Annotated in this window: 14 protein-coding genes; 10 read left to right on the top strand and 4 right to left on the bottom strand. The window is 71.8% G+C overall.

What is annotated here, in order from left to right; genetic code table 11:
* Positions 1 to 131: 131 nt before the first annotated feature.
* Positions 132 to 695: a hypothetical protein gene (locus ACLHRZ_RS03215; RefSeq protein ID WP_490416663.1), complete on the top strand. Its 564-nt coding sequence runs from the start codon at positions 132 to 134 to the stop codon at positions 693 to 695.
* Positions 696 to 697: 2 nt separating this feature from the next.
* Here ACLHRZ_RS03215 and ACLHRZ_RS03210 read toward each other — a convergent pair whose 3' ends face one another.
* Positions 698 to 1,273, bottom strand: coding sequence for a GbsR/MarR family transcriptional regulator (locus ACLHRZ_RS03210; protein WP_490416662.1), 576 nt, complete (start codon positions 1,271 to 1,273; stop codon positions 698 to 700).
* A gap of 110 nt (positions 1,274 to 1,383) precedes the next feature.
* Between ACLHRZ_RS03210 and ACLHRZ_RS03205 the strand changes: the two genes are divergently transcribed.
* From ACLHRZ_RS03205 to ACLHRZ_RS03195, 3 genes are all read left to right on the top strand, one after another.
* Positions 1,384 to 2,310, top strand: a complete 927-nt coding sequence (locus ACLHRZ_RS03205) for an ABC transporter ATP-binding protein (RefSeq protein WP_490416661.1) — start codon at positions 1,384 to 1,386, stop codon at positions 2,308 to 2,310.
* The gene (locus ACLHRZ_RS03200) at positions 2,307 to 3,926 is read left to right on the top strand and encodes an ABC transporter permease (RefSeq protein WP_490416660.1); all 1,620 of its coding nucleotides are present in this window, start codon (positions 2,307 to 2,309) and stop codon (positions 3,924 to 3,926) included. The genes ACLHRZ_RS03205 and ACLHRZ_RS03200 overlap by 4 nt, the downstream gene beginning before the upstream one ends.
* A gap of 286 nt (positions 3,927 to 4,212) precedes the next feature.
* Complete coding sequence (locus ACLHRZ_RS03195) at positions 4,213 to 5,532, top strand: nucleotide disphospho-sugar-binding domain-containing protein (RefSeq protein ID WP_490416659.1); 1,320 nt, start codon at positions 4,213 to 4,215, stop codon at positions 5,530 to 5,532.
* Between the two features lie 52 nt (positions 5,533 to 5,584).
* Here the strand turns inward: ACLHRZ_RS03195 and ACLHRZ_RS03190 are convergent, their stop codons facing one another.
* On the bottom strand, positions 5,585 to 6,223 hold the full coding sequence (locus ACLHRZ_RS03190; protein ID WP_490416658.1) for a TetR/AcrR family transcriptional regulator: 639 nt from the start codon (positions 6,221 to 6,223) through the stop codon (positions 5,585 to 5,587).
* A gap of 355 nt (positions 6,224 to 6,578) precedes the next feature.
* Between ACLHRZ_RS03190 and ACLHRZ_RS03185 the strand changes: the two genes are divergently transcribed.
* The 5 genes from ACLHRZ_RS03185 to ACLHRZ_RS03165 all read left to right on the top strand — a co-directional run bounded on the left by ACLHRZ_RS03185 (position 6,579) and on the right by ACLHRZ_RS03165 (position 10,685).
* Positions 6,579 to 6,836: a hypothetical protein gene (locus ACLHRZ_RS03185; RefSeq protein ID WP_490416657.1), complete on the top strand. Its 258-nt coding sequence runs from the start codon at positions 6,579 to 6,581 to the stop codon at positions 6,834 to 6,836.
* A 193-nt stretch (positions 6,837 to 7,029) separates the two neighbouring features.
* Complete coding sequence (locus ACLHRZ_RS03180) at positions 7,030 to 7,356, top strand: hypothetical protein (RefSeq protein ID WP_490416656.1); 327 nt, start codon at positions 7,030 to 7,032, stop codon at positions 7,354 to 7,356.
* 104 nt (positions 7,357 to 7,460) lie between these two features.
* Positions 7,461 to 8,771 carry a hypothetical protein gene (locus tag ACLHRZ_RS03175; RefSeq protein ID WP_490416655.1) on the top strand — a complete coding sequence of 437 codons (1,311 nt, stop codon included), beginning with the start codon at positions 7,461 to 7,463 and terminating at the stop codon, positions 8,769 to 8,771.
* A 92-nt stretch (positions 8,772 to 8,863) separates the two neighbouring features.
* A complete protein-coding gene (locus ACLHRZ_RS03170) occupies positions 8,864 to 9,436 on the top strand; it encodes a TetR/AcrR family transcriptional regulator (RefSeq protein ID WP_490416654.1) in 573 nt (190 codons plus the stop codon).
* A gap of 61 nt (positions 9,437 to 9,497) precedes the next feature.
* Entirely contained in the window at positions 9,498 to 10,685 is a 1,188-nt protein-coding gene (locus ACLHRZ_RS03165; protein ID WP_490416653.1) for an SGNH/GDSL hydrolase family protein, read from the top strand.
* Between the two features lie 20 nt (positions 10,686 to 10,705).
* Here the strand turns inward: ACLHRZ_RS03165 and ACLHRZ_RS03160 are convergent, their stop codons facing one another.
* Positions 10,706 to 12,166, bottom strand: a complete 1,461-nt coding sequence (locus tag ACLHRZ_RS03160) for an outer membrane protein assembly factor BamB family protein (RefSeq protein ID WP_490416652.1) — start codon at positions 12,164 to 12,166, stop codon at positions 10,706 to 10,708.
* Between the two features lie 152 nt (positions 12,167 to 12,318).
* Here ACLHRZ_RS03160 and ACLHRZ_RS03155 point away from each other — a divergent pair, with 152 nt between their 5' ends.
* A complete protein-coding gene (locus tag ACLHRZ_RS03155; protein WP_490416651.1) occupies positions 12,319 to 12,825 on the top strand; it encodes a GNAT family N-acetyltransferase in 507 nt (168 codons plus the stop codon).
* Positions 12,826 to 12,860: 35 nt separating this feature from the next.
* On the opposite strand, the gene ACLHRZ_RS03150 is transcribed toward ACLHRZ_RS03155, so the two are convergent.
* The gene (locus tag ACLHRZ_RS03150) at positions 12,861 to 13,256 is read right to left on the bottom strand and encodes a hypothetical protein (protein ID WP_490416650.1); all 396 of its coding nucleotides are present in this window, start codon (positions 13,254 to 13,256) and stop codon (positions 12,861 to 12,863) included.
* Between the last annotated feature and the right edge of the window lie 53 nt (positions 13,257 to 13,309).

Below are 13,309 nucleotides of genomic sequence, written 5' to 3'. Positions count from 1 at the left end.
AACGGCAAAAACGGGCTTGTCATCGTCCGGTCATGGAATGCGCACGCGGTGCGTGCGAGGCGGTGAAGAGGACGGGAGGCCGGAGTGACCGGCTGGAGTGACCGGCCGGAGCCGACGTCGTTGCACAGCGTATGCGGATTCCCAAGCGGCCGAAGCTCGTTCTCTCCTCCTTCGCCGCGCTGACGGCGCTCGGGGCCATCGGCGCGGCCCTGGTCGGCCCCGCGCTCCCGATCACCGGCAAGGGCACGTTCTGCCTGGCCAAGGGCACCGGCACGAGCCTCGTGGGCATCGAGGGGGCGTCGACCTCGGGGGGCTGTGCGACCCTGCCCGCCAAGGGCACCCTCTCCACCGACCTGACGACCGGCGAGATCCCGTTCCAGGGCGGCATGCGCCTGTACACGCCCCAACACCGGCTCGACGTGCGCAACTTGGTCTTCCGCATCGACAGTCGCACGGCGACGGCGGACCTCGTGCGAGACGGCGCGCAGCCGGCCCACGTCACTTTCCTCACCTACACGGTCAACCCCGGACACGTCACGGTCGCCTACCCGTCCGTCAAGGTCACCTCGGTGTCACTGCACCTGGCCGAGCCCGCCGGCCCGTCCTTCCTCAGGGCCTTCCCGGCCAGCCCGATCGGCATCCACGACAAGCTGTTGGCCTTCAACGGGACGGCTGCGTTCACGAAGGTGCAGTGAGTTCACGCTCCGCGCCGGGCGGAGTCGCCGGAGGTGCCGGACGGCGGCACCGGCGGGAGGTCCAGGGTTGCGCGGTGGGCGCGCCAGCGCTCCAGCATGGTCTGCATCTCGCCCTGCAGGAAGTGCATGAACTCCGCCGTCTCGACCAGCCGCATCCCCGCGGGAGTGCTCACGCCGCCGAGGGTCTCCGCGCCTTCGCGGAGGAGCTTCTCCCAGCGGGCGAGCAGCTGGTCGCGGCGGGTCAGGCTCTCGTACCAGATCTCGTTGTGCACGACGTACCGGTCGCGGCGGGAGCCGGGCTCGCGCTCGCGGCTGACCATGTCGACCTGGGAGAGGTAGCGGATCGCGCCGGAGACGGCGGCCGGGCTGATCTGCAGGGCCAGGGCCAGCTCCGCCGAGGTCATCGAGGCGGACTCGGAGGAGAGCAGGGCCGCGAAGACGCGGGCGGCCATCCGCTGCATGCCCGCCTCGGCGAGCTCGGAGGCGAACCGTTCCACGAAGCGGGACAGCTCGTCCGGGCCCCGGTCCGCCGGCGCCGTTCCGGCACCGTCACCACTCCTGCCGTTCTTGCCGCTCATGGGCCTGTCGCCTCCTCTGTCCGCCCCGTCCCGCACGTCATCCCGCACGCTTGAACTTTACACCGTTCTTTATCTTCACAAGTTCGTGAAACTACTGTACATTCAAAAGCATGACGAAGGCCATCACGGTCGCCGGACTGCACAAGTCGTTCGGGCGGACCCACGCGCTGGACGGGCTCGACCTCACGGTCGAGGCCGGTGAGGTCCACGGCTTCCTCGGGCCCAACGGCGCCGGGAAGTCCACCACCATCCGCGTCCTGCTGGGGCTGCTGCGCGCCGATTCCGGCGCCGCCCGCGTGCTGGGCCGCGATCCGTGGCACGACGCGGTGGAGCTGCACCGGCACGTCGCCTACGTACCGGGGGACGTCACGCTCTGGCGCAACCTCTCCGGCGGCGAAGTCATCGACCTGTACGGGCGGTTGAGGGGCGGACTCGACGCGCGGCGGCGCGCCGCGCTCCTCGACCGCTTCGAGCTCGACCCCACCAAGAAGGGCCGCACCTACTCCAAGGGGAACCGGCAGAAGGTCGCCCTGGTCGCCGCGTTCGCCTCGGACGTGGAGCTCCTGATCCTGGACGAGCCGACCAGCGGCCTCGATCCGCTGATGGAGGAGGTCTTCCAGAGCTGCGTCGAGGAGGAGCGCAGCCGCGGCCGGACGGTCCTGCTGTCGTCCCACATCCTCAGCGAGGTCGAATCGCTCTGCGACCGGGTCAGCATCATCCGCAACGGCCGGACCGTGGAGACCGGTTCACTCGCCGAACTGCGCCACCTCACGCGCACCTCGGTGACGGCCGAGCTGGCCGGCCCGCCCGACGGGCTCTCCCGGCTGCCCGGAGTGCACGACCTCGACGTCCAAGGCCTGCGGGTCAGGTTCCAGGTGGACACCGACAAGATCGACGCGGTGCTCCGCTCGCTCACCGCCTCCGGGGTCCGCTCGCTCGCCTCCACTCCCCCGACCCTGGAGGAGCTGTTCCTGCGCCACTACCAGGAAGACATCGGCAGCAGCGCCCCCACCGGCGAAAAGGCGGTCTCGCGATGACCGCGGCAACCGCCCCCGCGCTCGCCCGCCGCAGCAGGCCCTCCGGCCGGCTCGCCGGTACGGGCGCCCTGTTGCGGCTCGCGCTCCGCCGGGACCGGCTGATGCTCCCGGTGTGGATCCTGGCGCTCGGCGGGACGCTGGTCAGCGGTGCCGGCACCTTGGCGAAGCTGTACGACACCGCGGCCAAGCGGGCCGACCTCGCCGAGTCGATGAACGGCAACAGCTCGCTGCGCGCCCTCTACGGCCCGGTCTTCGCCGACTCCCTCGGCGCGCTCAACGCCTGGCGGCTGGGCGGGTTCATGGCCGTGCTGGCCGCGGTGATGAGCCTCATGATCGTCGTGCGGCACACCCGGGACGAGGAGGAGACGGGGCGCCAGGAGCTGCTGTCCTCGGCCTGTGTGGGGCGGCACGCGCCGCTCGCCTCGGCGCTGCTGACCGCACTGCTCGCCAATGCCGGAGTGGCTCTGATCACCACGGCAGGCCTCGCCAAGTCGACCGGTTCCACGGCGGGTTCGGCGGCGCTCGGGCTCGCCGTCGGCGCGACGGGGATGGCCTTCGCCGGGGTCGCGGCGATCACGGCGCAGCTGACGGAGAGCGCGCGGCTCGCCAAGGGGCTCGCGGGCGCCGTGCTCGGCGCCGCCTTCGTGCTGCGGGCGGCCGGCGACACCTCGTCCCGCGATGCCTCGTCGGTGCTCGACTGGCTCTCCCCGCTGGGCTGGGCGGAGAACGTGCGGCCCTACGCCGGCGAGCGCTGGTGGGCGCTGCTGCTGCTCCTGGCGGCGGCCGCGGCCCAGAGCGCCGTGGCCTACGCACTCGCCGGGCGGCGCGACATCGGCATGGGGCTCGTGCCCCCTCGGCCGGGCCCGGCCGAGGGGCGCATGGCCACCGCGTACGGGCTCGCCTGGCGGCTGCAGCGCGGCACCGTCGGCGGCTGGGCGGCTGGATTCGCCCTCGCAGGGCTGCTGTTCGGCGGGATGACCGAGGGAGCGACGAAGCTGCTCGGCGACAACGAGCAGACGAAGGAGATGTTCCAGCGCATGGGCGGCCAGGCCGGGCTCACCAACGCCTATCTCGCCGCGATCGTCGGTCTGCTCGGCATGGTCGCCGCGCTGTACGCCGCACAGTCTGTGCTGCGCCTGCACGGCGAGGAGACGGGCGGGCGGGCCGAGCCGGTCCTGGCGAACGCGGTGGGCCGACTGCCCTGGGCCGCAGGCCACTTGGGGATCGCGTTCGGCGGCTCGGTGCTGCTGGTGACGGTCGGCGGCCTCGGCCTGGCGGCCGGTTACGGCGAGGGGTTCGGGCGGATCCTGGGTGCCGCGCTGATCCAGGTTCCGGCGATCTGGGCCCTGGCGGGCCTGGCGGTGCTGCTGTACGGGGCGTTCCCGAAGGCGGCCCCGGCGACGTGGGGCGTGGTCGGCGTCTGCCTCGCCCTCGGCTGGATCGGTCCCGCACTGAACCTGCCTCAGGCCGCCCTGGACCTCTCGCCGTTCGGTCACCTCCCCAAGCTGCCGGGTACACCGATGCACTGGCTCCCGGTCCTGGGTCTGCTGGTCCTGGCGGCCGCCCTGACCGGTGCAGGCCTGGCGGCGCTGCGGCGGCGGGACATATCCGGGTGAGCGGCAGCGCCGGGCCGATGCGGCGTCGGGCCGGATCCGGAATGCGTTGTTCGCCGGCAGCGGCGAGAGTGTCCGAGTTGTCCGGGCGCTGGCGCGCGGTGAGGTGAACAGCCTGCCCGGCCCGGACCCGCACCCCCGTGGCGCGTCCGGGCCGCCCGCCTCAGGAGAAAGTGAACCATTCGGTTCACAAAATGTCAGGGGAATATTGCGCTGCCGTGACGCAGCATCAGCGGCATCAAGTGCGCCGCTTCCAGGGGCGATCCGAGGCGTGATCTAGGGTTTCCGTATGCCGAGAATCATCGTCGCCGCCACGCCCCCTCACGGGCACACCGCACCTCTGCGCGCCATAGCCGCCGACCTGGCGGACCGGGGCCACGACGTCGCCTTCCTGGGCGGCTCCCGGTTCGCCGAGGACGTCGCCGCCACCGGGGCCCGGTTCGTCCCGCTGCCGGAAGAAGCCGACTTCGACGACCGCAAGGTCGACGCCTGCTTCCCCGGACGGGCGCTCGTGCCGCCGGGGCCCGAACGGCTGGCATTCGACCTCAAGCACATCTTCCTGGACCCGGTACCGGCCCAGTACCGCGCCCTGCGCGAGCTGTTGACGAAGTTCCCGGCAACCGCCGTGATCAGCGACAACTTCTTCCGCGGGACCCTCGCACTCGCCCTGGCCCACCCGGCCCCCGAGCGCCCGGTGACCATCAGCGTGGGCGTGGCACCGCCGACCATGCTCAGCATCGACACCGCGCCGTTCGGACTCGCGCTCCCGCCCCGCAGCGACGAGGCCGGCCGGGCCCGCAACGCGGCGCTGAACGCCGAGGCGGCCGCCCGCGCCGAACCGCTGCGCCGGTACGCCGCCGACGTGTTCGCGCGCATCGGCACCACCCTGCCCGACGGCCCCGTCGGCAACGTCACGGTCACCGTGCCCGACCACTACCTCCAGCTCACCGTGCCGGGCTTCGAGTACCCGCGCAGTGACGCGCCGGACTCCTTCCGCTGCATCGGCGCGCTCCCGGTCGCCGGTGCGCCGGCAGGATATGAAACACCCTCCTGGTGGCCGGAATTGACGCAGGACGGCCGGCCGGTCGTGGTCGTCACCCAGGGCACCCTCGACAACTCCGACCTCTCCGCCCTCGTCGCACCCGCCGTCCGCGCACTGGCCGATGCCGAGGTGCTCGTGGTGGCCGCCACCGTCCGCCCGGACGGCCCGCAGCTCCTGGAGAACCTGCTGGGCGGGCTGCCGGACAACGTACGGGCCGCCGGGTACGTGCCGTTCGATCTGCTGCTGCCGCACGCGGACGTCCTCGTCAGCAATGGCGGCTACGGCGGCGTGCACACGGCCCTGCGCCACGGCGTGCCCCTGGTCGTCGCGGGTGCGGGCGAGGACAAACCGGAGGTCGCGGCACGCGTGCAGTGGAGCGGTGCGGGCATCGACCTGCGCACCGGGCGCCCCGGCACCGCCGGCCTCCGCGCCGCGGTCGACGCCGTGCTCACCGACGGCACGTACCGCGCCCGTGCCCACGCGCTCCGCAGCGAACTCGCCGCACACCGGCCCTTCGACGCCATCGCGGAACTGATCGGCAGCCAGCGGGCGTTCACGAACGAATAGGGCGTACCGGCGACGCGGAGCGGCCCCGCACGGCCGTCCCGTCGCCCCCCCCTCAGCCTTCGGCGGCCTCCTCCCGCTCCAGCGCGCGGATCAGCGCCTCGAACCCCGCGTCGGCTCCCTCGGAATCCCCGCTCGTCGCCAGTTCCATCAGCAGGCCCCGGAGCGTCGCCAGGGTCATCGCGGCGACCTCCAGCCTGCGCCGGTCGGGCCAGTCCGCCGGGCAGAGCGACAGCATGGCCGGCAGGTACTCCTGCACCGCCGTCCTGGCGATCCCGCCGTGGCGGCCCGGGTTGCACATGGCCAGGCCCACGGCCTGCTCCAGCACCCGCGCCCCCGACTGCTGCCGCTTCAGGGCCGGCCATGCGGCGCGGACGCGCGCTGCCAGCGTCCGATGGGCCGGATCCCGGGCGGCGGCAACCAGCGCATTGTCCATGCGCCGTTCGCGCAGCTTGAGTATCGCCTGCCTGAGCAGGTCGTCGGCCCCGTCGAAGTGGTAGAGCAGCACCTTGTGCGTGGTGCCGGCCGCTCGCGCCGCGCGCCGGAGCGAGAAGTCGGGGAGCCCGTTGGCCGCGAGGTCGTCGGCGACCAGGTCGAGCAGTTCCCGGCGTCTGGCCTCGCCGCGCGGGGAACCTGCCGACCGCCGGTAGCCTGCTCGCGCCGATGCGCCGTCGTCGGTAGAGGCAGTGTTCACCACACCAGTCTCCACGGCCGCACGCCGCACGACCAGCGGCGACTGTCCCGCACCGGTGCCCCGGCCCGGTCCGGCCCCGGTCCGGGCGAACGTTCCATGCCTGACACGGTTTTCGCCGTCGGCGTCAGGGCGCTGCGCCGTATGCCCCCTCCCGGGGGACGATCCAACACGACTGGGTGATCGGCGTGTTGGCGACATGTTTTGTATTCCTATTCCGGCTAGCCTCTGTGAGGGGACGGCAAAGGCATAAACAGCCCAGGGCTGTTGTGTCCGCATGCGCCGGTGGGGGCGAACGGTGGAGGGCCGGGCGCAACGGCGCCGTCCCAGAGGGAGGGAACCAGGGATGTGGTCCGCCGTGACCTTCGGAGAGCTCGACCGGGTGAGCGGGGAGGAGCTTCCGCCGCGGATCGCGCTTTCGAGCGTCTCACCGGCAGGCGCCGAACAGGCCGTCTATCCGATGCTGATGAGAACGGACCACGGGACGACGGTGGCCTATGCCTGCCAGTACCGGCAGGATGCGCCCGGCCCGGGTCTTCTCGTCGCGCTGGGATTGGCTCCGAGCACTCCGGGGTACACCACCACCTGTATTCCCGCGGCCGTCTCCCGTCATTGACCGCCGCACCGGCGCTTACCGCCTCACCGACTTCCTGTACTTCCTGTACTTCCTGACTTCACCGGTCAACTTTCCACGAAACAAGAACTCGTCCTCGACGCCTGCCCCAACGGGGTTTCTTCGAGGACGATTTCGGGTTGCCGTTCCGGCGATCCGAATGCGGAATCCGCGGAAACGAGAGAAAGGGAACGGCATGGAGAACCCCATCAGCTTCGAGGAGCTCGACATGGTCGCGGGCGAGGTGCTGCCCGAGCGGACCGTCCTGGGCGTCCTGGCCACTCCGTTCAACCACGGAGGCGGCCCCGGCAGCAGCGCCGGCGCCGGCAGCAGCAGCTCCGCGGCGGCCACGGGCGGCGGCGTCTTCGCCCCCGCCCCCAGCGACCACGGCACCACGATGCTGTCCTCCTGCCAGGCCATCGACCACCCGCAGCCCGCGGGCCTGCTCAGCTCGCTGAGCCTCAACTCCCAGAACCCGAACACCTCCTTTACCTGTATTCCTGCGGCCGTCTCGAGCCACTGACCGTATAGCAGCACGGCATAACACGGGGAAGGGCCTCAGTCTTCCGGCCCTTCCCCACCCCACCGCAGGCCGTCCACCCGTCCTGTCACTCCTGGAGAGCACCCATGTCCCTGCCATCCGCCCCGCGTACCGGGGAGCCCGGGCTGGTGGACGGGACGGAGCTGGTCGGCGAGTTCGAGGACTCCGGCTACCGCGAGCCGCCCCACCTGGTCTGCCGCCCCGACGGTCAGCTCGTGCGGCTCCCGGCCCTGCTGTACCAGGTCGTCAGAGCACTGGACGGCCGGCACCGGGAGCGCGGGGGCGGGCCGCCGGACGAAGGCCGGACGGTCACGGCGCAGGTGGCGGACGAACTCAGCCGGGAGACGGGCCGGCAATTCTCCGCGGCACACGTCGTATTCCTCATCGACGAGAAACTCGCGCCTCTCGGCATCACCACCCACAGCGACGGTTCGCCGCCCCCGCCGACGTCCAGGAAAGACCCGTTCCTCTCCTTCCGCTTCCGCCTGGCGGTCGTCCCGGAGCACATCACCTGGTTTCTCTCGGGGCTTTTCGCCTGGCTGTTCCGCCCGCTGCTCGTCGCGCTCGTCATCGGCGCCTTCGTGGCGGGCGAGGCGTGGCTGTGGACGACACAGGACACCGGTGCCGCACTGCAGGAAGTGCTGTCGGCCCCGTCCAGCGTTCTCCTCGTCATTCTGCTGGCCCTCGCCTCGTGCGCATTCCACGAGTTGGGTCACGGCGCAGCATGCCGGTACGGGGGCGTGCGGCCCGGCGCCATGGGATGCGGCATCTATCTCGTCTGGCCCGCCTTCTACACCGACATCACCAACTCCTACCGGCTGGGCCGCGCCGGACGCATCCGGGCCGACTTGGGCGGTGTCTACTTCAACGCCCTGTTCGCTCTCGGGCTGTTGGGCGCCTATGCGCTCACCGGATTCCCGCTGCTCCTGGTGGCGTTCCTCTCCGTCCATCTCGAAATCGTTCAGCAACTGCTTCCCACGCTGCGGTTCGACGGCTACTACATCGTCGCGGACCTGGTCGGCATTCCCGACCTCTTCAAGTACATCGCCCCCATCCTCAAGCGCGTCCTGCTGCGCCGCCCCCAGGACGACCGGCTGCGGGACCTCAAGCGGTGGCCGCAAACCGTCGTCACGGCATGGGTCCTGTTCCTGATTCCGGCGCTCGCCCTCCAGTTGGGCATGCTGATCGTCAACCTGCCCCAACTGCTCCGCGCGGACTGGCAGAGCGCCGCCCTGCTGCTCGCACACGCCGACGCGACGGACCTCGAACCGCTCACGATGCTCTCGGCCTGCCTCCAGATCCTGCTGCTCGTACTCCCGGTTGCGGGCCTGATGCTGGCGCTGGTGCAGCCGCTGCGTGCTCTCGTCCGGTTCGCCCGCCGTCGATGGGCGGGCTGACGGCGCCACCACCCCGCTTCCTGAGCAGCAGAACGATTTGCCTAAAAGCTTTAGGCAACTGCATAATCGATTCTGTCCACAGGAGGAGAGACATGGCACGCGCAGGACTGACCACGGAACGCCTGACCCGGGCCGGGGCCGAGCTGGCCGACGAGGTCGGGTTCGGGCAGGTGACCGTCTCGGCGCTCGCCCGGCGGTTCGATGTCAAGGTCGCGAGCCTGTACTCGCACGTGAAGAGCTCCCAGGACCTCAAGACCAGGATCGCCCTGCTCGCACTGGAGGAGCTCGCCGACCGGGCCGCCGACGCCCTCGCCGGGCGGGCCGGCAAGGATGCGCTGACCGCCTTCGCGAACGTCCTCCGCGACTACGCGCGGGAGCATCCCGGGCGCTACGCCGCGGCCCGTCTCCGGCTCGACCCGGAGACGGCCGCCGCCAGCGCCGGCGTCAGGCACGCGCGGATGATGCGGGCCATCCTGCGCGGCTACGACCTGGAGGAGCCCGACCAGACGCATGCGGTCCGGCTGCTGGGCAGCGTCTTCCACGGCTACGTCAGCCTGGAGGCGGACGGAGGGTTCAGCCACAGCGCCCCCGACTCGCAGGAATCCTGGTCACGGATCCTGGACTCCCTCGACGCCCTGCTGCGCAACTGGCCCGCGGCGCCCTGACACCCCGCCCCCGCGCCGCACAGCCCCGTCACCCGAAAACGTTGATCGACAGGCCGAGAGCATGAACACCACCGAGCACGACTGGATCACCACGCCCATCACCGCGGATCTCCTGCGCGGCGCCCTCGAGTTGGAGCGCACCGCGCACGGGGTGCTGCCGCACCGGCTGCCCGCGCGGGCCCGCGCCCAGTGCACCGACGGGCAGCTCGCCATGGCGGAGGCCCAGCCCTCCGGCGTGCGGCTGGTCGTCCGGACCCGGGCCACCGCCGTCGAGCTGGACACACTGCCCACCAAGCGCGTCTACGTGGGCGCCCCGCCCCGTCCGGACGGTGTGTACGACCTGCTCGTCGACGGCCGGTTGGCCGGGCAGGGCCATGTGGCCGGCGGCAGCACGCTGACCATCGACATGACGACCGGGGCCGCCGAGAGCCGGCCCGGCCCGGCCGGCACCCTCCGCTTCACCGGCCTGCCCGGCCGGGACAAGGACGTCGAGATCTGGCTGCCGCACAACGAGACCACGGAACTCGTCGCTCTGCGCACCGACGCCCCCGTCGAGCCCGCACCGGACCGCGGCCGCAAGGTGTGGCTGCACCACGGCAGTTCGGTCAGCCACGGCTCCGATGCCGCGAGCCCCACGGCCATCTGGCCCGCACGCGCCGCGTCCCTCGGCGGCGTGGAACTGATCAACCTCGGTCTGGGCGGCAGCGCGCTGCTCGACCCGTTCACCGCCCGCACCCTGCGCGACACCCCCGCCGACCTGATCAGCGTCAAGATCGGCATCAATCTCGTCAACACCGACCTGATGCGCCTGCGCGCCTTCGGCCCCGCCGTCCACGGTTTCCTCGACACCGTCCGCGAAGGCCACCCCGCCACGCCGCTGCTGGTCGTCTCGCCGATCCTGTGCCCCATCCACGAGGACGCCCCCGGACCCAGCGCCCCGGACCTCGCCGCCCTCGCCACCGGACGGCTGCAGTTCCGGGCGGCGGGCGATCCGGCGGAGCGCGCGAGCGGGAAGCTGACCCTGGGCGTCATCCGGGACGAGCTGGCCCGCATCGTGCGGCAGCGTGCGGCCGACGACCCGAACCTGCACCACCTCGACGGCCGCGAGCTCTACGGGCAGGCCGACTTCGCCGAACTGCCGCTGCCCGACGGGCTCCACCCGGACGCCGCCACGCACCGCCGCATCGGCGACCGCTTCGCCGAGCTGGCGTTCAGCGGCTGCGGTCCCTTCGCGGACCGCAGCGCCTGACAACAGCAGGGCGACCGCCCTCAGGAAGCCGGCAGAGCGATCAGCGCCTTCTGCCGGGCTTCCGGCGCCTTCCCCTGCTTCTCGCTGACATAGCCCGCCGAGAGGTACAGCCGCCCGCGGCTGACCAGAGCCAGCGGGTCGGAGCCGACCCATGCGGTACGGGGCGTCGGCGGGTAGCGGCGCACCGTCGTCTGACGGCCGGTCGCGGGATCGAAGCGTACGAGCCGGGCGGGGTCGTGGATGTTGCCCGCCGTGTAGGCGAGGACGTCGTCGGTGTCCGAGGCGACGGCGTAGAAGGTCTGCAGATAGCCGCGCGACCGCTGCTCCCACAGGCGCCGTCCGTCCGTCAACGACCAGGCGACCATCTTGTTGTTGTCGGTGGCGTCCGTCTCCTTGCTCTGCGCCACGACGAAGATCTTGTCGCCCTTGATCTGGACGTTGGCGGCCGGACTGCCGTCGGTGCTCAGCAGTTCGCGGTCGGTGTCGGAGCCGTCGGCGAGGCGGGCGCGGAGCCGGCCGTCGTCGTCGAGCACCACCGGGCGCAGCTGCGTCATGTCGCGGGACCCGGGCACGTTGACGACGACCGGCGAGGTGGCGAGCACCTTGGCCGCGCTGCCGTGTTCGCCGATCCGGTAGGCCCATTGGGCGCGCCCGGTGGCGGGGTCGACGCCGACCGCGTCGTAGACGGTGGCGCGTGCCTCGTTCCAGCAGGACTGCAGGCGGACGAGCCGGCGGCCGCCGGTGTAGCCCATGCTCCTGTTGCCGAGGGTGCCGTGGCAGTCCTTGCCGCCGAGGAGTTCGTCGGTCTCCTTCCACAGCAGGGTGCCGTCGCCGGCCCGCAGCGCGCTGGTGCGGTGCCCGACCGCCGAGACGACCACGGTGTCACCGCTGCGGGCGATCTTGTCGCCGGCGCCGACGACGTCGTCCTCGGCGTCGAGGGTGTGCTCCCACAGCAGCTTGCCGGAGTTCAGGTCGACGGCGGCGAAGGTGGAGCAGTCGTCGCCCTTGCCACGGGCGAAGACGGCGACGTCGCCGGTGGAGTCCGTGGACGCCTGGCAGAGCTTGGTGCCGTCGGGGTTGCGGACGGTCCACAACTCCTTGCCGTCAGCCGGTTCGTAGGCGTGGACGCCGTCCGGCAGGGCTTTGACGACGGCCTTGTCCGTGAACCAGACGCCGCGGATCTTCTGGGGGTGCTTCTCGCCGGTCGGCATGTAGGGCACGCTCCACGACCCCTTGCCGGCCGCCGCCTCCCCGTGCCGCTCCCCCACGCCCACAGCGGGCCACAGCCACCGGACGCCGACGGCCACGACGGCGACGAAGGCGAGGAGCGCGGCCACGACCATCCCGATGATCCTGGCCGAGGACAGGGTGGCCGGGGCGGGTGCGCCGCCGTACCCGGGTACGGGCGCAGTGCCGGCGCGGCCGTCGGACGGCTGCTGCTCGTGGGGCTGCAGGGGGCTTTGCTGTGCGGCATCGTTCACCGCGGGGTACTCCTCGGGCAGTCGGGCCCACTCGGCCGCGAACGCCTTTCCGGCACCCGGCGTGTGGTCGGTCGTCGATCTTTCGTCCGACGGCCATTTCTATCAAACCGGGGCAGGGTGCTCCCCTTCGCCCGTCCTTGGAGAATGCATGCATGCATATCCGAGCAGCACGCCTGGACGAACTGCCTGTCCTCCAAGACATCGAGAGAGCCGCCGGACGGTGTTTCCGTGAGATCGGCATGCCCGAGATCGCCGACGACGAGCCGCCGTCGCTCGGCGAACTCACCCGCCACCAGCGCGCCGGCCTGGCCTGGGTCGCGGCCGACGACGCCGGCACCCCGGTCGGGTATCTGATCGCGGACCGCGTCGACGGCAACCTCCACGTCGAGCAGGTGTCGGTGCATCCGGACAGCGCGCGTCTCGGTGTCGGCCGGGCCCTGCTGGACCACCTGGCCGACCGGGCCACGGGCGAAGGGGTCCCGGCGCTGACCCTCACCACGTTCACCGAGGTTCCGTGGAACGCCCCTTACTACGCGCGCCTGGGGTTCCTGCCCCTGGACGACGGCGACCTCACCCCCGGCCTGGCCCGGATCCGCCGGCACGAGGCGGAACTCGGCCTGGACCGGTGGCCGCGGACCTGTATGCGCCGAGGCCTGTGACGACACCGGACGTGACGACGCCGGAAGCGAGGGCGTCACCCGCCCGCTGTGGCGGTGGCCTTGTCGTCCTCGCTCTCCTCCGAGGACTCCGGGTCCTCCGCGCCCTCTGCGTCCTCCGAGACCTCCGGGTCCCCCACCTCGTCGGTCCGGACCTTCTGCCATGCGCGGATCTCGGCCTCGGCGACGGGCTCGAACTCCGACCGGTGCTCGGCGACGCGCACCCAGACGTACGCGCGGCGGCGGTGGTTCTCGGCGCGTTCGTCCTCCGGCACCGGGTCGCCCTGCAGGGCGGCGGCCAGGAAGTCGTCGCTCTGCTCGGCCAGTGCGGCGAGCAGGAGCAGGGCGTCGCCGGGGTGGTCGACGTCGGGGCCGGTCGCCGACAGCAGGAGTGTGCGGTCGTCGGCCACGTCGTCGGGCGGCTGTTCACTCATCCGGGTCTCCTTCCGAACATCTGAACCCCGCCTGCCTCAACGAGGCCGCGGCC

This window comes from Streptomyces sp. AM25 (assembly GCF_058146165.1).
This window is presented reverse-complemented; position numbering and strand designations above follow the sequence as displayed.